The following is a 20,753-nucleotide window of genomic DNA, read 5'->3' on the forward strand; positions in this document are numbered from 1 at the left end:
ATTTTTTGGAGGTGCCGATGACTCACGTCTCGCGTACGCGCGCACTCGTCTCCCTGAATCAATCGAGCTTTCATTTTGCCAATGGCGGGATGATTTTCGACGCCCTGAATCTGAAGTTCGATCAACTGCCAACCGCTATCGTTGGCCGCCACGGGGTCGGCAAAAGCGTGCTCGCACGCCTGATTGCCGGATATTTGCGCCCTACTGCCGGCACGGTCACACGCTGTGCAACCGTGCATTACGTTGCACAATCGTTCATCGCCCAACCAGGGCAGACCGTTGCCGAGGCGACAGGCAGCGCCACGGTACTGGCAGCACTGCAAAGGATAAATGAAGGTCGGGCCTCGGCTGCCGATTTCGACCTTGCCGCAGAGCGCTGGGATCTGCCGGACCGCCTGCGCAACAGTCTCGACGAAGCCGGCCTCGGCGATATCGCAACCACCGATCTGACGGAGCGCCTCAGCGGCGGCCAACAGGCGAAAGTCGCCCTGATCGGCGCGCTGGTGAGCGACGCACAATTGCTGGTGCTCGATGAGCCGAGCAATCACCTCGACAGCAGCGGTCGCGAATGGCTGATGCGCAGGCTTGAACAATGGCGTGGCGGCTTGATTATCGTCAGCCATGACCGGCAGCTGCTCGAGCGGATGCAGCGCATCGTCGAACTCACGCCGTTGGGCGCGAACGTTTTCAGCGGCGGCTATACCCAATTCGTCGAGCAGCGTCGAATCCATCAAGCCGCGGCGCAGGCTCAGCTTGATCAGGCGCGCAACGAGCGCCAGCGTGAGCGATCACGGCTGCAACGCGAACACGACACGATCCAGCGCCACGCTGCCGGCAGTCGGCGTAACGCCGACACCGCTAACGTTTCCGGCTTCGAACGAGCGGCGCTGAAAGCCGCCGCGAAAGAGATCATGGGGCAGGTAAAAGTCGGCCATCAAGCACGCAAATCCGATCTCGACGCGCGCGTTCGCGAGGCCTACGCGAAAGTCCTGCCCGAGGAAGGCGTGCTGATTAACCTGCCAGGAAGCGCGGTACCGAGTACCCGACAGGTCTGCACGTTGATCGATGCCTGTCTGCCGTGGTTACCTGTCGACGCACCGACAGCCCGCCTGAACCTTGCCCTTCATGGGCCAATGCGCATTGCCGTCAGCGGGCCGAACGGCTGCGGCAAATCGAGCCTGTTGCGAATGCTCGCCGGCGAACTGCGCCCGGCGAGCGGCGAATGCGTCACCCATGTGCCTTTGGCCTTTCTCGATCAGCAATTGCGCCTGCTCGATGGACGAACTGCAATTGTCGAGCAGTTGCAGGCGCAACGGACGCCGTTAGACGAAGGCACCTTGCGCAGCTACCTCGCGCACCTGCAACTGGATGCACGGCGGGCAACTTTGCCCTGCGCGTCACTGAGTGGCGGCGAACGCCTGAAAGCGGCGCTTGCACTGGCGTTGTGGCGCCAGGTGCCAGCGCAATTGCTGTTGCTTGATGAGCCGAGCAATCACCTCGACCTGAGGTCTGTGGAAGCGTTCGAACACGCCTTGCAGACTTTTCCAGGGGCAATTGTCGCGGTTTCCCACGACCCGGCATTTCTGAAGGCGTTGAATCCCAGCCATGTCCTGAGTTGGCACCCCACTGGCTGGCAGTGGCAACCGACGAGCTGAACTGTGTATTTTTTGCACGATTGCCGCGGCCTTCTATAGTTGATCTGACACGAATCAGCTGCGGTGACGCCATGGAAGACATTTTCGTCGTGAAGCGTTGCAACAAGATCATCATTCACGGTCGACGTGCCGGAGAAAGCCAGCATGATCCTGCCGAAGCCCTTGGCTGGTTCCGCATCTGCGACACGCGTACCGGCGGGTTCATCGGTGATGGCTATGACGCGCAAGAGGATGCCCAGCGCGAATGCCAGCGCCTCAACAAAGTCAGTTCGCCACTAACGGCCCGCCAGTCCTCCGGCTGATGCCGAGCAAAAGCGGGTCTATACTCAAACCAGCTGACGGAGCAGCGCCCCAACGGCAGAAGGCTCGCGACTCGCGGGCTTTTTGCTGCAGCTCAGGTTTCGTAAAAACGGAGGTGTTTCATGTCCGAAAAAGAGTCCATCACCACCCTCCTCACCCTGCTCGACGCCCGGCAGGCACGCCTCGCGGCCGCTTGCAAAGAGATCGCCGACTGGGTCGATCACCAAGGCGGGCACCCGACCGCCCTGCGCATCCGCGATCGTCTGAACGACATCGAGAAAGACGCACCATTGATCCGCAATACGCTGTCGGCGCTCAAGCCTGTTGATCGGCCGCTGCCACGGTTCAGGTAAGCGCTTTCACGCGCCAGAGTTACTTGCGGGTGTTCTACCGGGGTTTCATTTTGATGAACACCTGCTGTCGTGCGTGGTCGAAAAAGATACACGTCACGAAGGAGGCGTCTGATGGTTATTCATTTCAATTCAGATGGACATCTGGCCTGTGGTCACAAGGGCCAACACCTCACGGCGAGCCGCGAACTCAATCGCGTCAAGTGCCGCAGCTGCCGCAATACCGATGCGTATAAACAAGCCCGCAAGGATCAACGCAATGCGGCACGCCGAGCGTCGCGCCAGACCAACCCCAGCCACAGCCTGGTGAACTGGCGTACCGAGTGGCAGGAACGTCTCACTGCAATGGGCGGCCGCCAGCGTTTACCGCGCGGCTTTGCTCAACAACGCTTCGTTTGACGCACAAAAAAGGGGTCGAATGTTTCGGCCCCTTTTTTATTCTCAGTCTCACGTCCGGAATCAGGTTTACAGCTTCTGATCTTTTTTCAGGAGAACGTACTGGAATCAGCAAAAAGGCGCAGTCAGCGCGGATACACGCTGACCTTCAAATTGTCTGTCTTCGATCAAGTCGAAAAAGGCGAGTTGAGTATAAAGAGGCTCAGGAGCGCTACGTGATTCAAGGCAAAGCGACCGTTCTGACGTGGTGACTCAAGCATGGTCGGCAAGATTGGAGTCCCAAGCGCATGCATCGGGTCGCAGAGGATGGAGCCTATGCTCGACAAAAAACCGATTCGTTGTATCGTGACCACCCGCAACGTGTAGTTGGGCGTGGCGGCGCAGTGTTTTGTCGAATGTCTGATCCAAGTGATCCGCCGGCGTGCGCGTTCGGCGCGGGCGGAGGATGTCAGGTTGTTTGATACCTTGGAGTTGTTGGTCTGACGCGGGGGATTGGCTTGAGGTTCAGATGCTCTGATCAGCTGTTTCTGCAAAGAAGTATCCCACGACGGGCGGGACTAAAAATCAGACAGTGGCATCGTGTTAACATTAACGCTTAACCCGCGCTGGATGGAAAGTTGCAAAAATGAATAGAGACACCTCTTTTTTGAACGGTATCCGAGCCTTCGCGGCTTTTTGGGTAGTCACCGGACACTGTTTCATTTGGGGCGGTTCATGGTTGGAGATGTCGGTTCCAGCACCCAAAATTGCTGTTGACCTCTTCATGGTTTTGTCCGGACTACTGATGGCTTATACCGTTCAGGCTCGTGAAACGACCGAGCCGATGTCAAACCCTGCCAACTGGCTACGGTTTTACGTGCGTCGTTATTTCCGATTGGCCCCTGCGTATTATCTTTGTCTGTTTCTAGTCGTCGCCCTCGCGCCAATTTATCTTGGTGGTTATACACATCTGCGCGAATTGAACCCCTCCCTCTGGCAAGGTGATTGGGTTTATGATCCAGCAAGAACAAATTACACCGTTGGCAATCTGCTGCTTCACATCTCGTTTCTATTCGGTCTTTTTCCCACCTATTCTTTCTCGACGTTTTTACCGGACTGGAGTCTCAGTCTGGAAATGCAATTCTACGTCGTATTTCCTTTCATTTACCTGGCGATGAAGCGATTTGGCACGGGGAAAACAGCAATCGCGCTGGCGCTCTTCTCGTACGCATTCATGTGGCTATTTGACCAAGCGGTAGCCGCTGGCAAAGCCAATTTCTTTTTTGAACCCTCTATGTTGTTCTTCAAACTGCCGATATTTGTCGCGGGCATATTGATTTATCGCGCCGCATCAATATCGAACTCATCGAAATGGCACAGAGCCGCCTACGTGTTATTGGCACTTCTAATGTGCACTAAGCTGGGCGACATTTACCGATACCAAGTACTTTACCTCACCGCTCTGGTGGCGTTGATCGCAATCATGCTGGTGCCCTATCGTCCTGTAGCACGTTACTTGACTGTACTAGAGACGGTTTGCCGCAGCAGGGTTGTGACATTTATGTCAGATGTTTCCTATTCAGTGTATCTGTTCCATGGCCTATTCCTTGCCATCGTTGGCTCCCGGATCGGCATGGCGGCGAAGGGATCGGGATGGTCACTTATATCCGGCACGCTGGCAATTTGGCTAATCGTAATATTGCTCACCTATACCTTTAGCTATCTGGTTTACCGTTTCGTTGAGCTGCCTGGTATTGCCCTCGGCAAAACTATTGCCGGTCGTATAGGATCAACAAATGCTGCGGATGCAAAAGTTAGCCAATAAGCGGTTCTGGAAACAAGAAGATTTCCAGCATCAAAATTTTAACGGTGGCACGCCGCCGTTAACTTTAAACCTTATGGACAGTTAGACGAATGGAAAGATTGTTCCGTTTTTTCTCCGGCAAAAAAGCCAAAATCAACGCAACCGCGAACGAAACAGCTCCTGAACGAGTTGAGGAAACGCCAGTCAATGTGCAAAACGCCCATGCGTTAATGTGCGAGGCGCTTCTCGACAAAGAGTTCTACTTGAAACAATACCCGGACATTCAGGCGGCGGGGGTCGATCCGCTTCAGCACTATATTGATGCAGGACATGGTGAAGGCCGTTACCCATTGAACCTGCGCTCCGCTGATGCGATGAAGAGAGTTTCTCTCGCACTGGAGCACAACTCATCGGATCAGATGGCGCTTACACTGCATATCATTCTAGAATTGGAAAGCGGAACCCATGAGCGGATTTCAGCCGCGGCTACGCTGTACAGTGATGCCTTGCCAGACAGCACACCAGCGACATCTCTAGCAGGATATTTTGAACAGGCAGCCTCGTTCCTCTTTGGCTGCTGGATAAGGTACGAAAGCACAATAAGCATCGATGAGATCAAAGCGCTTACAGCAAAACTCCTGTCGTTCTTTCCTGAGTCGCAGGTCCTTTCCGCGATATACGCAGATTTGCTGTTCGAGGCGGGGGAAATAAGCCTTGCAGAACAGGAATTTGCCAGGAACCCGGAGCTTCACGGCTTGCAACCCGAACTGGAGAGCATTTGCAGAAGCGCAAAAAATCAAATACTTGACGCAAAAGCAGTAAACACTGCGCCACCATCAGAAACACGCCTCTTGCTCCTTGATTCAGCGTTCCCCTCGAAAATTTCATCTTTTCGCTATGGGGAGTTTTCCACCTATCTGACGTCGATTAAAGACAGCTCCGTGCAGACCCGCCCCGACGCAAAGCTGTTCAGCTTTGGCGAGCAGAGTGCACTTTCGAATCAGGTCGATGACTTCTGTAAAGCAAACGACATCAGCAAGGAAAGACTCCGGCGCTTCGATAGAAATCACATCGGCAACCCCAAGGTAGCCTATTGCGTATTCCTGAATCTTGCCGATATTTTCTTCACCCAGATTGGTGTGCCCTCAGCTGATCATCTTGTTTTCACGCTCTATCCAGGGGGTGGTTTTGCCCCCAATTACCCGCGATCCGATGAGTCGCTGCGGCGTCTCTGTGATAACCCAAAGGTTAAAAAAATAATCACCACCCAGATAACCTCCTACCGGTATCTGATAGACAAGGGTTTCTGTGGTCCCGAACGAATAGTTCATATTTTTGGCGGAATCATCCCTGAACTGTATTCAGAGATGCCTCCCCTGCCGCGCTCTATCAATCATTCTGCCATCAACGTTTGCTTCGTTGCGCAGCGCTATTCGGCCATCGGTGCAGAAAAGGGCTATGACGTTTTTGCAGATGTTATTAAAGCTTTCTCGAACAACCCATCAATCAACTTCCATGTCGTCGGCGGGTTCGACGCGACAATAATAGATCTGGGCGATGCGCGTAACGTAACGTTTTACGGAACAAGGCCCGCAACGTTCTTCCCGGACTTCTATGCTTCCATGGATGTAATACTCTCGCCAAACATTCAACATTCCGCACTTGATCCAGCCTACCCGGAATCCTTTGATGGCTTCCCGACTACCTGTGTCGTCGAAGCGGGCCTGCAGGGCGTTGCAATGTTACTGACTGATTTCCAGAGCATGAACCAGAATCTTGATGGCTCCCGTATTTTCGCCCCTGAAGAGATGGAAATCATCAATCGTGATTACGCAATGATCTGCGCTCGCCTCCAGTACTACATGGACAATCGAGAGGAACTTTACCAACTCGGCCAATCTGGACGCCGGGCCATCCTCCGAGAGTTCAGTTTCGAGCGCCAAATGGTTCCAAGAATCAAGCTACTTGAGAGCTACCTCGATACATAGTCCATACCGCCAACTCCGCTCTATACAGAATCCGGCAACGGCGCCTGTATAGAGCGGTCTTTGCAATTGTTACCGTTCGCCCCGGCAGAGATAATCGGCGGATTGCAACACCATACGGCTACGACGAAAATCCCCTGATAGGCCAGCGCCTTGAGCAGGTAGGCAAACCCCTCTGCGAGCATCAAGCCGTACACGATTACCCCGACCACCAACGCCCACAGCAAATACGAACCGCGCACGCCAAAATGCCCGAAGAACGCCTGCATGTTCAACGTTGCCAGGTAGTAATTGGCGGTGTTGATCCGGGTTTGTGTCGCCCAGACAAACAGCAGTCCCCACAAGCTTCCTCAATCGCGCCTAGGTGATTTTGCGCAGCGTCGGCCAATGGCAATCCTTTCAAACCTGGTGCATCGCCTGTGGTTCGCCTTCCTTCAGCTTCTTTGCGAGGGAGGTTTGACGCGGCGCGCGAGGCTGCACGAGTAGAGAAAAAAGGTTTGTAAGATCTTCGTGGCTGGGCCGGCGCCGACAAAAGCAGAAACAAGCGCCGACATCATGCAGGCCAAGTACCAGCTCAGGGACTTCCGCAGTAATGAGCGAGAATTACATCTGGAAAGGATCGGCACAAAAATCAGCCCGACCAATTAGGTAGCGGAGCAGACTCAAAAATTGCGGAAAACAAATAATAAGGGCCTGCATGAGAAACCTCACGCAAGCCCTTGATATTCATGGTGCCCGAAGCCGGAATCGAACCGGCACGCCCTTACGAGCGGGGGATTTTAAGTCCCATGCGTCTACCAATTTCGCCATTCGGGCGGTAGCGCGGTGTTGCTCTTTCCAGCTGCTGAGTCGCGATCCTGGCAGGATGCAGGTTTAAACAGCCGAGCGGGAAATATATACATCACGTCCCGGTGAAGCAAGTTCGCAGTGGCTGATTTCAAGACTAAATCTTGCTGCGCACTGGAAATAAAAAAGCTCCGTAAATCATGGATCTACGGAGCTTGTTTATAGTGGAGGCCGAGGTCGGAATCGAACCGGCGTAGGTGGATTTGCAATCCACTGCATAACCATTTTGCTACTCGGCCTCAAAACGTCTGTTATCAGTAGCACAACAACAAACGCGTTTTAACTTGGAGCGGGAAACGAGACTCGAACTCGCGACCCCGACCTTGGCAAGGTCGTGCTCTACCAACTGAGCTATTCCCGCTTGGTGATGCGCATTCTATAGAATTAAGAAGCTCCGTCAACCCCTTGATTCAAAAAAGTTTTATTTCTTTTCAACATCGGTCTTCAGATGCGGCCAGGCAGCGCGCAGGTACTGAACCATCGACCACAGCGTCAGGCCGGCGGAGACCATCAGCAAGGCGTAACCGAGAACGACCCAGAAGGTGAAGTCCCGTGGATTGGCCAGCAGGATCACCAGCGCGAGCATTTGCGCAGCGGTTTTCCATTTACCCAGGTTCGATACAGCAACGTGTGCACGGGCGCCGAGTTCGGCCATCCATTCACGCAATGCCGAAACGACGATCTCGCGACCAATGATGACAGCCGCTGGCAGTGTCAGCCAGAGATTGCCGTGTTCCTGCACCAGCAGAACCAGTGCGACGGCGACCATCAGCTTGTCGGCAACCGGATCGAGAAACGCTCCGAACGGCGTGCTTTGCTCCAGTCGGCGAGCCAGATAACCATCCAGCCAGTCCGTTGCTGCCGCGAAGGCAAACACCGAGGCGGAGGCCATGTAACTCCATTGGTAAGGCAGATAGAACAGCAAAATGAAGATCGGAATGAGCAGGACGCGTAGAACGGTAATCAGATTAGGGATATTCATCGGCACAACTGGCTACGAGGTGAAGGGGCATTCTACTCGCTATGCAGGTTTGCATAAATCGACTCTGCGAGCTTTTTACTGATCCCCGGGGCTTTGGCGATCTCTTCGATGCTTGCACGAGTCAGCTCCTGCAATCCACCAAAATGTTTCAACAAATCGCGTCGACGGGTCGGCCCTACTCCCGCAACGCCTTCCAGCGTTGACGTACGGCGGGTTTTGCCACGACGCGCGCGGTGTCCGGTAATTGCAAAACGGTGAGCCTCGTCGCGGATCTGCTGAATCAGATGCAGTGCCGGCGAGTCGCCGCGCAAGGTGAACTCGTGCGCTGCATCATTCAGATACAGAGTTTCGAAACCAGCCTTGCGCGTCGCACCCTTTGCCACGCCGAGCAGGATCAGATCCGGCACGGCCAGTTCGTTAAGCACGTCGCGGGCCATCGACAACTGCCCCTTGCCACCGTCCACCAGCAAAATATCCGGCAACTTGCCCTCGCCGTCTTTCAACTTGCTGAAGCGTCGGGTCAAGGCCTGGTGCATGGCAGCGTAATCGTCGCCTGCTGTAACACCTTCAATGTTATAGCGACGATAATCGGATTTGATCGCACCTTCCGGGCCGAACACCACGCAGGACGCGACGGTCGCTTCGCCGCTGGAATGACTGATGTCGTAGCACTCCAGGCGTTGTGGCGGCTCCTCCAGGTTCAGCACTTCTGCCAAAGCCTCGAAACGCGCAGCCGTGTGCTGACGGTTGGCCAGACGTGCGCCCAGTGCCTGCTCGGCATTGGTTACAGCCAGTTGCTGCCAGCGAGCTCGCGTTCCGCGCACCCGGTGACTGATGGTCAGTTCGCGGCCACGCAACTCGTGAATCGCCTCGACCAGTGTCGGAAAATCTTCGTGGACGACGTTGACGATCAATTCGCTTGGCAGGTCGCGCTCCGGACTGCTGATGAAGTATTGGCCAAGAAACGCCGCCATGACCTGCGAGACATCTTCTTCAATACCCACCTGCGGGAAGAAATTCTTGCTGCCCAGCACCCGTCCGCCGCGCACGCTGATCAAATGAACGCAGGCACCGCCCGGGTTGACGAACGCCGCAATGACGTCGATATCGCCGGTGCCGCCTTCCATGCTCTGTTGATCCTGAACCCGACGCAGCAGTGCAATCTGGTCACGCAATTCAGCGGCGCGCTCGAATTCAAGGTTGATCGCCGCCTCTTCCATCGCCGTTGACAGCTCATTGGTCAGTGCATGACTGCGTCCTTCGAGGAACATCACCGAGTGACGTACATCCTCGGCATAGACCTCAGGCTCGACCAGTCCCACACAGGGTGCCTTGCAGCGTTTGATCTGATATTGCAGGCATGGCCGGGTACGGTTCTTGTAGTAGCTGTCTTCACACTGCCGAACAAAAAAGGTTTTTTGCAGCAGGCTGAGGCTTTCGCGAATGGCACCGGCACTCGGATACGGGCCGAAGTATTTGCCTTTGGCTTTCTTGGCGCCGCGATGGATGCTCAGACGTGGGAATTGTCCGTCGGAGAGAAACACGTAAGGGTAGGACTTATCGTCGCGCAACAGAATGTTGTACGGCGGTCGCCATTCCTTGATCAGCGTTTGCTCAAGCAAGAGCGCTTCGGTTTCATTGGCAGTGATGGTCGTCTCGACCTGGGCGATACGCCCGACCAGTGCTGCCGTTTTCGGTGCCAGCCCGGTCTTGCGAAAATAGCTGGCCAGACGCTTCTTGAGATTCTTGGCTTTGCCGACATACAGCAGACGCGCGTCGCTGTCGAACATGCGATAAACGCCAGGGCGCCCGCTGACGGTGGACAGAAAGGCGCCGGAATCGAATGCTTCAGTCATGATCAGGCGCTGGCATCAACCATGCCGTGACGCACCGCCAGAAGCGTCAACTCGACGTCACTGCTGATCGAGAGTTTCTCGAAAATGCGATAACGGTAAGTGTTGACGGTTTTCGGCGACAGACACAACTTGTCGGAAATGATCTGTACCTTCTGACAGCTGACAATCATCAATGCGATCTGAATCTCCCGTTCGGACAAGGCATCGAACGGCGAATCGTTGGTCGGCTGGAAGGATTTGATCGCCAACTGCTGAGCGATCTGCGGGCTTATATAGCGCTGGCCGGCGAATACCAGGCGAATGGCCTGAACCATCTCCGGCAACCCTGCGCCTTTGGTCAGATAACCCGCCGCGCCTGCCTGCAACAACCTTGTAGGAAAAGGATCCTCTTCACACACGGTAACGGCAACCACCTTGATATCCGGCTGACTGCGCAACAGTTTGCGCGTGGCTTCCAGACCGCCGATGCCGGGCATCTTGACGTCCATCAGGACCACGTCGGGTTTCAATTCCCGCGCCTTGATCAGGGACTCTTCACCTGACTCGGCCTGACCCACCACCTGCAAGCCATCGATATCGGCCAGCATCCGTGTAATGCCTGTACGAACGAGATCGTGGTCATCGACCACTAGCCCCCTAATCAAGCAGACACCTCGCGATATGGTCTTATTGGGATGCCGGACACCTTAGCAAAAACTGCCAGACAGACCTAGCGGCAAGCAGCATTTAAAAAGTTTCAATTCATCATTGAGGGCTTGCCAGCCGTGGGTTTCAGAGCACAGGTGTACCGATATCGAGCTGCATCCTCAGGAAACACTCGTCCTCACCCTGTACTGCAAAGCCTTTTCTCAGATACAAGTTTTTCGCCAGATTATTTTTGAATACCGTTAGACGCACAGCGGGGTTACCGTCGCGGCGAGCCATGGCAATAACCTGATCAATCGCCCAGGAACCCACGCCCTGGCGCTGAAACGCCCGCGTCACCTGCAGTTCGCGGATATACAGCGCCCGCGCATCGCGGCTGAGGCTGAAAAACCCCAAGGGCGCCTCCTCACGGATCATCAACCAGTTATCACGTCCGGCCCAGGCAACGTCGAACGCCTCATCCTGCCACAACAAATCGTAATCATTGTAATAGCGCAGCATGTTCTCGCAGGTCAAAGTTCGCACAAATGCCAGGTCATCCTGCGTGGCCCGGCGCATTTGAAAGGTCATACAGCCTTCGCGAGGCTGACGACCTGCCCCTGCCATGAGCCTCCTTCGCGACGAGCGATCACCAATTCATCGCCAGCACCGGGAGCGGCAATGATCAACATGCCGTCTTCAGACCACACGGCGCTGCGCCCGGCCGATTGCCAGCCTCCGGTGAGACCGCCATGGTTGGCCATCAATACCACCATCGAGTGTTGCCGGGCATATCCCTGCAGCATCGCGGTGTCAGGTTCGTAGCCCTTCTCGCCGATCAATACGCCCGCAGCGTACAGACCGGCGCCCAACTCGGCAGCGGCCGCCGCATGGCTGGCGTGAGAAAAATCGGCACAGACAGCCAGGGCCACCGTGTCCGCGCCGATTTGCAGGGCTGCGCCACCGTTCCCGGCGGAGTAAATGAGCTCTTCACCGCAATGCAGATGCTGTTTGCTGTAAACCCCAAGCGTGCCATTGGCGCCCAATACCAAGGCACCAATCAATACTGCCGAACTGCCCTCCTGACGAATCGGCATGCCGACGACAGTCGTGATGCCGCGCTTTTGTGCCAGATCCCTTAACGGTTGCAGCATGGCGTCTTGCGGATCAATGGCCAATGCCGCCGCCACTTCACCCTCATAACCGGTCAGCGACAACTCGGGAAACACCAGCAACTCGACACCGTGTAGCGCCGCCAATTCGATGAATTCCATGTGCCGGACAATGTTTGCGGCGGGATCACCGGCAATGGAAACCGATTGAGCAGCAGCAATGGTCAGAGTTGTCATGTTTCGTCCTTGGTTTCAGGCAAAGCGCAGAGTGTGTCACAACTGTTGCGGCGCTCAAGCGATAGGCATTGTCCTGTGCAATCGATAGCATTTTCTGATTGCTGATGCGTATCTGCCTCTAGTAAGCTCGGCGCATTCATCGGAGACAGACCATGTTCAACACCCTTTCACAGCTACGTACCGCAAGCGCCTCGCGCTCGGTTTCGTCTGCCCGGGTGAATGACGTCTGCGCTCCTGCAAGCTTTTATTTTGGGTATTGGTTTAGCCACTAGCGCGCCTGATACCCCACACGGCGCCCATGAAGACGGGTCGCCACCTGAGAAATCTCAACCCCCGGTCGGCCTCCCGACCGGGGGTTTTGTTTTTTCAGGCACAAATTTTCCAGCAACACACCAGACACTTTGAGGATTACGACATGACCTACGCCACTTATTACCGTTACGACCGTTTTTTCGCCTGGCGATTTACCAGCCTCCGCTCGGGACAGCCTGCCGCCTCCGATCGGTCACCTACAGGTGGCAAGCACACACACGTAGCCAATACGGCCAACTGTCGAACACCCCAATAGGGCCGAGCGAGCGGGAAACACCCGCCGCCTGCCCAGGAAGACCGAATATGAACTCGTCCGTTTCTGCCCTGCCACTTTCCACTCTTGATTCTGCCAACGAAGCACTGACTCTGCGCTTGCCCAGCTCGTTGCAACTCAAACAGCAATTGCCTCTGACCAGCGCCCTGAGTCAGCAGATTGCCGCCCACCGCCAAGCGGTGCGGGCCATTCTTGATGGCGACGACCCGCGCCTGCTGGTGATCGTCGGACCTTGCTCGATCCACGACCCGCAATCCGCCATTGAATACGCAGACAAACTCGCACGCCTCGCCGACGAAGTCAGCGATATGATGTTGCTGGTCATGCGCGCCTATGTCGAAAAGCCGCGCACCACCATCGGTTGGAAAGGCCTGGCCTACGATCCACATCTGGACGGCAGTGACGACATGGCCGGTGGTCTGACGCTGTCCCGCGAGCTGATGATCGAAATGATCCGCCGCGGGCTGCCAATCGCCACTGAAATACTGCAACCCATGGCAGCCGGATACTTTGACGATTTGCTCAGTTGGGTCGCGATCGGTGCACGCACTACCGAATCGCAGATCCACCGCGAGATGGCCAGCGGCCTGAGCATGCCGGTCGGTTTCAAAAACGGCACCGATGGCGGCGTGACCGTGGCAGTCGATGCGATGCGCTCCGCTTCCCACCCGCACCGACACTTCGGCGTTGATAGCCAGGGGCATCCGGCCATTGTCCAGACCACAGGCAATCCTGATACCCATCTGGTACTGCGTGGCGGCCATCAAGGGCCAAACTTCGACCGCGAAAGCGTCGCCCGGATCCACGCCGACTTGACCCGCTTGAAGATTCCGAGCCGGATCATGGTCGATTGCAGTCACGCCAACAGCGGTAAAGACCCGTTGCGCCAGCCTGATGTATTCAACGATGTAGTGGAGCAACGCCTGCACGGTGACCGTTCTCTGATCGGCATGATGATCGAGTCTCACCTGTTCGAAGGTTGCCAGCCACTCAGTGCCTCTTTGCGTTATGGCGTCTCGATTACCGACGGTTGCCTGGGTTTCGCCGCAACGGAGCGCTTGCTGCTGAACGCCGCCGAACGGCTTCGCGCGCAATCTCAGGCCTGACCTCGCCAACAGCCTTTGCGGACACCTGGTCCGCAAAGGCTGAAAGGCTGATCAGCCCGCACGGAAATTACGCACGAACACGTATGCGGGTAGCGCTGGAAGCCTGACTGACATCATCCAGTCGCTCCACCGTATACGACACCTGCACCACCGTTTCCCGGTGCTCCCGCCAGAATCGGTGCGGCACAATAAACACCAGAGGCTCCCCGGCGGTTTCCCGGGTGATGTCGCGATCATCACGGTGATTGAAATACTCACCATCACAGCGCAAGTACACCAACTCGCCCTCCTCTGCCTGAGCATCGACGATGACCACCGTCACGCCATCAATGGAATCGGCGACATCAAGTTCGCCACCCTCCGCATCCAGAACCTGCGGTGCCGCCAGCTCGCCTCGAACGAGGGGAGCGATCAGGATTCTCAAGATCGCCGACTGCCTCAATTCACCCTCTGCCGATATGACCTGATAACTGAGGCTTACCGTTTGTCCGGTGTGCGAGGCCAAGTGTTCGTGGGTAATCCAGAAAGAAAGCTCTTCGCGAACGGCAAAAGCTTCGACCATCAACTCATCACTGAACGTCTCTTCACTTTTTGCACCTTGCCAGCCAAGCAGGATCCGGTCCCCGACGGCCATCCGTGCATACGGACGCACAATCACGTTTGTACCTTTCTCGACACGCGCCGGATCGAGTGTCCCGCCTACGGTCTCTTCGATAAGTGGTGCCAGCAGATCAGGTTCGGGATCACCTACGTTCAATTGCAAGCGATCAGATGAAATCGGCTCAGGCAGATTGACGCTGAACAGCGTCCAGTGAATTTCCACCGAGCCGCGTTCCAGCATGGCGATGTGCACACCCTTGATGACGAACACGACCTCGTGCCCCACTTGCGCGGCACTGACAAAACGCGAAGTTACAGATTCGTAGGACAGTCCATCAGCATCGAGACCGCACCAATTCAAGACCAGCTTGTCACCACATTTCATCTGCGGGTAAGGCGCAACCCGAACAAAGGCCTTGTTCAGTGAGGGATCGATCATTCCGCCCTCCAGAACTTCGAGAGCCGGCGCAGGCAAATGCCGGACGGTCGCAGCCTCCGTAACAGGCCATGGCCGATAGCTGAATTCGAGTGTCTCGCCTTGCACCCGGAAACTCAGTTTTGGCTGCAGGGCCGAATGGGTATCCAGCAATGAGGTGTCTGTTGCGAGCGTCTTGCAAGCATCGGTATTAGCGTCATACATGGTCATTCGTGGCTCCATTCCCTGGATAAAACGTCGCTGATCACAACAACGTCGAATGAGAGCCATTAAATAGCAACGCTTGCGCTTTCGATGTCAGCCTCGACAACTCCATAGCGGAGGGAAATGCGTCTGAAGGCGTAAGGCACAGGTATTGAACCCGTCAAAATAGCGCTAAAGATTGCTGAATGTTCCGACCATGCCCGCAAACAGAGCTGAAATGTCGTACAGCTTTTAGTCCTTTTTCACTTCAATACTGCGGTATTTTCGGACACCGACTGCATGACAACGTGATTTACAGTGATCCGGCGGAATCACCTATGAACGTCTGGAAAAGAGGTAGGAACATGCAACGGAATGCAACAACTCGCTATCCCATCCTGTTGGTCCACGGCCTGTTCGGTTTTGAGCGGATAGGCCGTTTCGAGCTGTTCCAAGATGTCAAGCAGGCATTGCAGGGTGCGGGCAACCGAGTGTTTGTGCCGCAGCTATCGGCCACTCATGACAACGAAGTTCGTGGCCAGCAATTACTCATGCAGATCGCGCGGGTGTTGAAAGACACAGGAGCAGGCAAGGTCAATTTGATCGGGCACAGTCAGGGTGCCCTGGCATGCCGTTACGCTGCCGCACTGGCATCCAGCAGCGTCGCATCCGTCACTTCGGTCAGCGGCCCAAATCATGGCTCGGAACTGGCTGACCTGTTGCGCAAAGCGCTGGTTCCCGGACAGATACCGGAACATCTCGCCGAGGAAATCGCCACGCAGTTCGCGAACTTCCTGTCGTTGCTCAGCGGTCAACTCGCGTTGCCGCAGAACGCCATAGCAGCACTCAACGCGTTGACCACCGAAGGTGTTGCGCGTTTCAATCGTAAATACCCGCAAGGTCTGCCTCCTGTCTGGGGAGGGCAAGGTGCGGAACAGGTCAATGGCGTTCGGTACTATTCGTGGAGCGGCACACTGCCAGAAAATCCGCTGGCCAATCCTCGTCCGCTCGACCCGTTACATGCCGTGTGCCGGGCCTTTTCCGGACACTTTTGCACCGAAGCCTGGCAGAACGACGGACTCGTCGGTCGCTACAGCTCGCATCTGGGCAGCGTGATCCGTTCGGACTATCCTTTCGATCACCTCGACAGCCTGCGCAGGCCCAAGGTCTTGCGATCACTCACACCTGATCCGATCGACCTCTATATAGAGCACGCCATGCGCCTGCAGGCCGTGCACTTGTAAATCGGGGGCGAACCCACTGAATGGAACTTTGCCGAGAATTCACCCACTGAATCCGGTAGGCTCCACACTTTACTGAAATAGATCGGAGATTTTCCCCATGGCTAAAGCCACTGCCCGCCACATCCTGGTTTCCAGCGAAGACAAGTGCAACGAACTCAAGGCCCAGATCGAAGGCGGCGCTGATTTCGCCGAAGTCGCCAAGGCCAACTCCACTTGCCCATCCAGCCGTCAGGGCGGCGACCTGGGTTCGTTCGGTCCTGGCCAGATGGTCAAGGAATTCGACACCGTGGTCTTCAGTGCACCGATCAACGTCGTGCAAGGCCCGGTGAAGACCCAGTTCGGTTATCACCTGCTGGAAGTCACCAGCCGTCAGGACTGATTCGTCGTCCGATTGCTCTGCAACGGCCCGCCTTTTGGTGGGCCGTTGTGTTTCAGTTACACATACGGCTGGCGACTGGCGCGCCTCTCGCGTACAACTTGCGCTTATCGATTACCCGGTTCCAAGGCTGACAATGCGACTGGTTTTCCCAACATTGATCCTTACCGCCCTCGCCCTGCTGTCGGGCGCCTGCGGTGTGAATGCTGCACCGCAACACGCGCTGACCGTGTATGGCGAACCCGCCAAGTATCCTGCCGGTTTCAGCCATTTCGACTACACCAACCCGCAAGCACCGAAAGGCGGGACAATGCGCCGCTCGGCAATAGAAATCGGTCACTTCGACCATTTGCTGCCGTATATCGACAAAGGCATCGGCGTCACGCAGATCGACGGCCTGCTGTATTCGCCGCTGGCCCAGCGCTCGATGGACGAGCCTTACACCGTCTATGGTCTGGTGGCACAAAAGATCGAGCGTTCGGATGACGGGCTTTCACTACGCTTCTTCATCAATCCAAAGGCACGCTTCGCCGACGGTAAACCGATCACCGCCGAAGACGTGCGCTATACCTACGATCTGCTGATGACACAGGGCAGTCTGCGTTATCGCACTCAGTTTGCCGACGTCAAAGGCGTCGAAGTGGAAGCACCGTTGACCGTGCGTTTCGACTTCAAGAACAACGAAAACCGTACCCTGCCGCTGGATATCGCGACCCTGCCGGTGTTCCCCGAGCATTGGTGGAAGAGTCGCGACTTCGCCGGCGGTGGCGGTTATGAACCGCCGCTGGGCAGCGGACCGTATCGCGTCGGCAAGGTCGACTCCGGGCGCAGCATCACCTTCGAACGCAATGCCGACTGGTGGGGCAAGGACTTGCCGGTCAGTCGTGGCCTGTACAACTTCGACCATTTCAGCATCGAGTACTTCGGCGATACCGACGTTGCCCGCCAGGTGTTGCGCGGCGGCGCCTACGACTACAACCGCGAGTTCTCCGCCACCGGATACTCGATCGGCTACGACAGCCCGGCGTTGAGCGACGGACGTCTGCAGAAAGCTCACCTGGCCACCGAGGCCCCGCAATCGGCCCAGGGTTTTGTGTTCAATCTGCAAAAACCGATGTTCCAGGACCGTCGTGTGCGTCAGGCGCTGGCCATGCTTTGGGATTTCGAATGGAGCAATCGGCAGATGATGCGCAACCTGTACATCCGTCAGCAAAGCTACTTCTCCAACACCGACCTCGCCGCGGGAAATTTACCCGATGCCGCCGAGTTGAAAATCCTTGAACCGCTGCGTGGACAGATCCCCGACGAAGTCTTCACGAAAGTCTTCCAAGCGCCGAAAACCGATGGCAGCGGCATCATCCGCGACAAACAACTGCAAGCCCTCGAACTGCTCGAACAGGCTGGCTGGAAACCGGACGGCGATCAACTGGTGAATGCTGAAGGTGAGCCCCTGAGTTTCACGTTTCTGGTCAGTCAGAACGGCATGGATCGCCTGCTGCTTCCGTACAAGCGCACATTGAAGCAGATCGGCATCGACCTCAACATCCGCCGGATCGACTCCTCGCAGTACGTCAATCGCCTGATGAGCCGCGACTACGACATGATCGTCACTGGCTATCCGGTCACCACCGCGCCTGGAGGCGAGCTGCTCAACTACTTCGGTTCCGCGTCGGCCAACGATCCGGGGGCCAACAACTACATGGTCCTGAAAAACCCGGCAGTCGACACGTTGATCAACGGACTGATCCGCGCCTCTACCCAATCGGACATGCTGCATTACGCGCACGCCCTCGACCGGGTGTTGCAATGGAATTACTACTGGATTCCCAATTACTACCCGCCAGGCACGTCGACCGTCTGGTGGAACCGCTTTGGCATACCGACAGTTCAAGCCAGCAATGACGAAGCCATCGATAGCTGGTGGGAGATCAGCAGCACGGCGCTGACCAATCAACAGATGACCGCTGAAAAAATCAGTCGAAGCAGACCCGGAGGGCCGCACTGATGTGGGCTTACATATTACGGCGCCTGCTGCTGATCATTCCGACGCTGGTGATTATCCTGCTGGTCAATTTCGTCATCATCCAGGCCGCGCCGGGTGGCCCGGTGGAGCAGGCCATTGCGCACCTGCAAGGGATCGGCGGTGGCAATGTCGGCGGCGGTTCCAGCGAAACCATGAGCAGTACCTCTCGGGCGAGTCGTGGCCTCGATCCGCAACTGATCAAGGATATCGAAAAACAGTACGGTTTCGACAAGCCGGCCCATGAACGCTTGTGGCTGATGCTGAAAAACTACGCGCAGCTGGACTTCGGCAAAAGCTTCTTCAGAGGCGCCACGGTCACCGACCTGATTCTCGAAAAAATGCCGGTAACCCTTTCACTCGGACTCTGGGCCACGCTGATCACCTATCTGGTGTCGATCCCGCTGGGCATTCGCAAAGCCGTGCACCACGGCAGCCATTTCGATATCTGGAGCAGCACGGCAATCATCATCGGTTATGCGATGCCGGCGTTTCTGTTTGCGATGTTCCTGATCGTGGTGTTTGCCGGTGGTACGTCGTTGAACTGGTTTCCGGTGCGCGGACTGGTCTCGGACAACTTTGATTCGCTGTCGACCCTGGGCAAGATCGCCGACTACTTCTGGCACCTGGTACTGCCGGTGACTGCGCTGGTCATCGGCGGCTTTGCAACGTTGACGATCCTCACCAAAAACTCGTTCCTCAATGAAATCACGCGTCAGTATGTGGTCACGGCTCGCGCCAAAGGCTTAAGCGAACGCCGCGTGCTGTACGGGCATGTGTTTCGTAACGCAATGCTGCTGGTGGTCTCGGGCATTCCCCAGGCGTTCATCAGCGTGTTCTTTGCCGGCTCGTTGCTGATTGAAGTGATCTTCTCTCTCGACGGTCTCGGCCGCATGAGTTACGAGGCGGCAGTATCGCGGGACTATCCGGTGGTGTTCGGTTCGCTGTTCATCTTCACCCTGTTCGGCCTGCTGATAAAACTGATCGGCGACCTCTGCTACACCTTGGTCGACCCGCGTATCGACTTCGCCGCGAGGAATGCCTGATGTTCAAGCTCTCGCCGCTGGGTCGCCGGCGTTTCGAACGTTTCAAGAAAAACCGCCGGGGCTGGTGGTCGTTGTGGCTGTTTATCGGTCTGTTTGTGCTGACGCTGGGCGGCGAACTGATCGCCAACGACAAGCCGTTGGTGGTCAGTTATCAGGGCCAGTGGTACTTCCCGGTATTCAAGCGCCACACCGAACAGGAGTTCGGTGGCCAATTGCCGTTTCAGGCCGATTACCGCAGCGACTATGTGCAGAACCTGATTCGCAAGGACGGCGGCTGGCTGCTGTTTCCACCGATTCCGTTCAGTGACGACACGCCAAACTACGACCTCAACAAACCGGCACCAAGCCCACCGACGGGCGTCAACTGGCTGGGCACCGACGATCAGGCGCGAGACGTGTTGGCGCGGGTGATTTTCGGTGCGCGCGTATCGATTCTGTTCGCTTTGATGCTGACATTCGTCAGTGCGCTGATTGGCATTGCGGCCGGTGCGTTACAGGGCTATTACGGTGGCTGGGTCGACCTGCTCGGACAGCGTTTGCTCGAGGTCTGGTCAGGGTTGCCGGTGCTGTACCTGCTGATCATCCTCTCGGGCTTCGTCGAGCCGAACTTCTGGTGGCTGCTGGGGATCATGGCGCTGTTTTCATGGTTGGCGCTGGTCGATGTGGTACGTGCCGAGTTTCTCCGTGGGCGCAATCTGGAATACGTCAAAGCTGCGCGCGCATTGGGCCTGACTGACCGCAAAGTGATTGTCCGGCACATTCTGCCGAATGCCATGAACGCGACGCTGAGTTATCTGCCGTTCATTCTGACGGGGGCAATCTCGACACTGACCGCACTGGATTTCCTTGGTTTCGGCATGCCTGCCGGCAGCGCTTCGCTGGGCGAACTGATCGGTCAGGGCAAGCAGAACCTGCAGGCGCCCTGGCTGGGGTTGACGGCGTTTTTCACCCTGGCGCTGATCCTTTCCTTACTGGTGTTCATCGGCGAAGCGCTGCGTGACGCGTTCGACCCACGATCCTGAAGCGTGAC

At 56.3% G+C, this 20,753-nt stretch carries 18 protein-coding genes, 3 tRNA genes and 2 pseudogenes; 13 read left to right on the forward strand and 10 right to left on the reverse strand.

Translation table 11 applies throughout. The annotated features are described in order from the left end of the window. The first annotated feature begins 17 nt into the window (after window positions 1-17). From AK821_RS14090 to AK821_RS14115, 7 genes and pseudogenes are all read left to right on the forward strand, one after another. A complete protein-coding gene (locus tag AK821_RS14090) occupies window positions 18-1,655 on the forward strand; it encodes an ATP-binding cassette domain-containing protein (protein ID WP_064390237.1) in 1,638 nt (545 codons plus the stop codon). 71 nt (window positions 1,656-1,726) lie between these two features. Continuing rightward, window positions 1,727-1,957: a hypothetical protein gene (locus tag AK821_RS14095; protein ID WP_064390238.1), complete on the forward strand. Its 231-nt coding sequence runs from the start codon at window positions 1,727-1,729 to the stop codon at window positions 1,955-1,957. A gap of 120 nt (window positions 1,958-2,077) precedes the next feature. Beyond that, window positions 2,078-2,308 (forward strand): hypothetical protein, encoded by a 231-nt coding sequence (locus AK821_RS14100; protein WP_008082703.1) that lies wholly within the window; start codon window positions 2,078-2,080, stop codon window positions 2,306-2,308. A 111-nt stretch (window positions 2,309-2,419) separates the two neighbouring features. After that, the gene (locus tag AK821_RS14105) at window positions 2,420-2,704 is read left to right on the forward strand and encodes a hypothetical protein (RefSeq protein WP_064390239.1); all 285 of its coding nucleotides are present in this window, start codon (window positions 2,420-2,422) and stop codon (window positions 2,702-2,704) included. A 99-nt stretch (window positions 2,705-2,803) separates the two neighbouring features. Further along, window positions 2,804-2,949 (forward strand): annotated as a pseudogene (locus tag AK821_RS30285) (IS3 family transposase); the annotation flags it as partial. Window positions 2,950-3,326: 377 nt separating this feature from the next. Then, window positions 3,327-4,505, forward strand: a complete 1,179-nt coding sequence (locus tag AK821_RS14110) for an acyltransferase family protein (protein WP_064390240.1) — start codon at window positions 3,327-3,329, stop codon at window positions 4,503-4,505. A gap of 89 nt (window positions 4,506-4,594) precedes the next feature. Further along, on the forward strand, window positions 4,595-6,472 hold the full coding sequence (locus tag AK821_RS14115; protein WP_064390241.1) for a glycosyltransferase family protein: 1,878 nt from the start codon (window positions 4,595-4,597) through the stop codon (window positions 6,470-6,472). Between the two features lie 116 nt (window positions 6,473-6,588). On the opposite strand, the pseudogene AK821_RS14120 reads toward AK821_RS14115, so the two are convergent. From AK821_RS14120 to AK821_RS14160, 9 genes and pseudogenes are all read right to left on the reverse strand, one after another. Further along, window positions 6,589-6,813 (reverse strand): annotated as a pseudogene (locus AK821_RS14120) (allantoin permease); the annotation flags it as partial. A 385-nt stretch (window positions 6,814-7,198) separates the two neighbouring features. Beyond that, window positions 7,199-7,285, reverse strand: a tRNA-Leu gene (locus AK821_RS14125). Window positions 7,286-7,480: 195 nt separating this feature from the next. Then, window positions 7,481-7,554 (reverse strand) — tRNA-Cys (locus tag AK821_RS14130). Between the two features lie 46 nt (window positions 7,555-7,600). Next, window positions 7,601-7,676 (reverse strand) — tRNA-Gly (locus tag AK821_RS14135). Between the two features lie 60 nt (window positions 7,677-7,736). Next, on the reverse strand, window positions 7,737-8,297 hold the full coding sequence (pgsA, locus tag AK821_RS14140) for a CDP-diacylglycerol--glycerol-3-phosphate 3-phosphatidyltransferase (protein ID WP_064390243.1): 561 nt from the start codon (window positions 8,295-8,297) through the stop codon (window positions 7,737-7,739). A gap of 32 nt (window positions 8,298-8,329) precedes the next feature. Then, window positions 8,330-10,153: an excinuclease ABC subunit UvrC gene (gene uvrC, locus AK821_RS14145; RefSeq protein ID WP_064390244.1), complete on the reverse strand. Its 1,824-nt coding sequence runs from the start codon at window positions 10,151-10,153 to the stop codon at window positions 8,330-8,332. 2 nt (window positions 10,154-10,155) lie between these two features. Next, entirely contained in the window at window positions 10,156-10,797 is a 642-nt protein-coding gene (gene gacA, locus AK821_RS14150; RefSeq protein ID WP_082355442.1) for a response regulator transcription factor GacA, read from the reverse strand. Between the two features lie 127 nt (window positions 10,798-10,924). Continuing rightward, the gene (locus AK821_RS14155) at window positions 10,925-11,368 is read right to left on the reverse strand and encodes a GNAT family N-acetyltransferase (protein ID WP_064390246.1); all 444 of its coding nucleotides are present in this window, start codon (window positions 11,366-11,368) and stop codon (window positions 10,925-10,927) included. Next, window positions 11,365-12,126, reverse strand: a complete 762-nt coding sequence (locus tag AK821_RS14160) for a carbon-nitrogen hydrolase family protein (RefSeq protein ID WP_064390247.1) — start codon at window positions 12,124-12,126, stop codon at window positions 11,365-11,367. The genes AK821_RS14155 and AK821_RS14160 overlap by 4 nt, the downstream gene beginning before the upstream one ends. A 615-nt stretch (window positions 12,127-12,741) precedes the next feature. On the opposite strand from AK821_RS14160, the gene AK821_RS14165 reads away from it, so the two are divergent. Further along, window positions 12,742-13,818 carry a 3-deoxy-7-phosphoheptulonate synthase gene (locus AK821_RS14165; protein WP_064390248.1) on the forward strand — a complete coding sequence of 359 codons (1,077 nt, stop codon included), beginning with the start codon at window positions 12,742-12,744 and terminating at the stop codon, window positions 13,816-13,818. A 67-nt stretch (window positions 13,819-13,885) separates the two neighbouring features. Here the strand turns inward: AK821_RS14165 and AK821_RS14170 are convergent, their stop codons facing one another. Then, a complete protein-coding gene (locus AK821_RS14170) occupies window positions 13,886-15,064 on the reverse strand; it encodes a hypothetical protein (RefSeq protein WP_236708314.1) in 1,179 nt (392 codons plus the stop codon). 338 nt (window positions 15,065-15,402) lie between these two features. Between AK821_RS14170 and AK821_RS14175 the strand changes: the two genes are divergently transcribed. The 5 genes from AK821_RS14175 (at window position 15,403) to AK821_RS14195 (ending at window position 20,745) form a co-directional block, all read left to right on the forward strand. Next, complete coding sequence (locus AK821_RS14175) at window positions 15,403-16,281, forward strand: lipase family alpha/beta hydrolase (RefSeq protein ID WP_064390249.1); 879 nt, start codon at window positions 15,403-15,405, stop codon at window positions 16,279-16,281. 97 nt (window positions 16,282-16,378) lie between these two features. Beyond that, entirely contained in the window at window positions 16,379-16,660 is a 282-nt protein-coding gene (locus AK821_RS14180) for a peptidylprolyl isomerase (protein ID WP_007912303.1), read from the forward strand. A gap of 133 nt (window positions 16,661-16,793) precedes the next feature. Further along, complete coding sequence (locus AK821_RS14185) at window positions 16,794-18,662, forward strand: extracellular solute-binding protein (RefSeq protein WP_064390250.1); 1,869 nt, start codon at window positions 16,794-16,796, stop codon at window positions 18,660-18,662. Continuing rightward, complete coding sequence (locus tag AK821_RS14190; RefSeq protein ID WP_064390251.1) at window positions 18,662-19,723, forward strand: microcin C ABC transporter permease YejB; 1,062 nt, start codon at window positions 18,662-18,664, stop codon at window positions 19,721-19,723. The genes AK821_RS14185 and AK821_RS14190 overlap by 1 nt, the downstream gene beginning before the upstream one ends. Continuing rightward, window positions 19,723-20,745 (forward strand): ABC transporter permease, encoded by a 1,023-nt coding sequence (locus AK821_RS14195; RefSeq protein WP_064390252.1) that lies wholly within the window; start codon window positions 19,723-19,725, stop codon window positions 20,743-20,745. Before AK821_RS14190 ends, AK821_RS14195 begins: the two co-directional genes overlap by 1 nt. The last annotated feature ends 8 nt before the right edge of the window (window positions 20,746-20,753 follow it).

This window comes from Pseudomonas sp. RIT-PI-r (genome assembly GCF_001297015.1).
Taxonomy (GTDB): domain Bacteria; phylum Pseudomonadota; class Gammaproteobacteria; order Pseudomonadales; family Pseudomonadaceae; genus Aquipseudomonas.

Excerpts from the sequence above, each read along its gene's own strand:
- AK821_RS14110 (WP_064390240.1), top strand. The coding sequence starts at position 3,327 with ATGAATAGAGACACCTCTTTTTTGAACGGTATCCGAGCCTTCGCGGCT.
- AK821_RS14175 (WP_064390249.1), top strand. The coding sequence starts at position 15,403 with ATGCAACGGAATGCAACAACTCGCTATCCCATCCTGTTGGTCCACGGC.
- AK821_RS14115 (WP_064390241.1), top strand. The coding sequence starts at position 4,595 with ATGGAAAGATTGTTCCGTTTTTTCTCCGGCAAAAAAGCCAAAATCAAC.
- AK821_RS14170 (WP_236708314.1), bottom strand. The coding sequence starts at position 15,064 with ATGACCATGTATGACGCTAATACCGATGCTTGCAAGACGCTCGCAACA.
- pgsA (WP_064390243.1), bottom strand. The coding sequence starts at position 8,297 with ATGAATATCCCTAATCTGATTACCGTTCTACGCGTCCTGCTCATTCCG.
- AK821_RS14190 (WP_064390251.1), top strand. The coding sequence starts at position 18,662 with ATGTGGGCTTACATATTACGGCGCCTGCTGCTGATCATTCCGACGCTG.
- AK821_RS14095 (WP_064390238.1), top strand. The coding sequence starts at position 1,727 with ATGGAAGACATTTTCGTCGTGAAGCGTTGCAACAAGATCATCATTCAC.
- uvrC (WP_064390244.1), bottom strand. The coding sequence starts at position 10,153 with ATGACTGAAGCATTCGATTCCGGCGCCTTTCTGTCCACCGTCAGCGGG.
- AK821_RS14090 (WP_064390237.1), top strand. The coding sequence starts at position 18 with ATGACTCACGTCTCGCGTACGCGCGCACTCGTCTCCCTGAATCAATCG.
- AK821_RS14105 (WP_064390239.1), top strand. The coding sequence starts at position 2,420 with ATGGTTATTCATTTCAATTCAGATGGACATCTGGCCTGTGGTCACAAG.
- AK821_RS14160 (WP_064390247.1), bottom strand. The coding sequence starts at position 12,126 with ATGACAACTCTGACCATTGCTGCTGCTCAATCGGTTTCCATTGCCGGT.
- AK821_RS14195 (WP_064390252.1), top strand. The coding sequence starts at position 19,723 with ATGTTCAAGCTCTCGCCGCTGGGTCGCCGGCGTTTCGAACGTTTCAAG.
- AK821_RS14165 (WP_064390248.1), top strand. The coding sequence starts at position 12,742 with ATGAACTCGTCCGTTTCTGCCCTGCCACTTTCCACTCTTGATTCTGCC.
- AK821_RS14180 (WP_007912303.1), top strand. The coding sequence starts at position 16,379 with ATGGCTAAAGCCACTGCCCGCCACATCCTGGTTTCCAGCGAAGACAAG.
- AK821_RS14185 (WP_064390250.1), top strand. The coding sequence starts at position 16,794 with ATGCGACTGGTTTTCCCAACATTGATCCTTACCGCCCTCGCCCTGCTG.
- AK821_RS14100 (WP_008082703.1), top strand. The coding sequence starts at position 2,078 with ATGTCCGAAAAAGAGTCCATCACCACCCTCCTCACCCTGCTCGACGCC.
- AK821_RS14155 (WP_064390246.1), bottom strand. The coding sequence starts at position 11,368 with ATGACCTTTCAAATGCGCCGGGCCACGCAGGATGACCTGGCATTTGTG.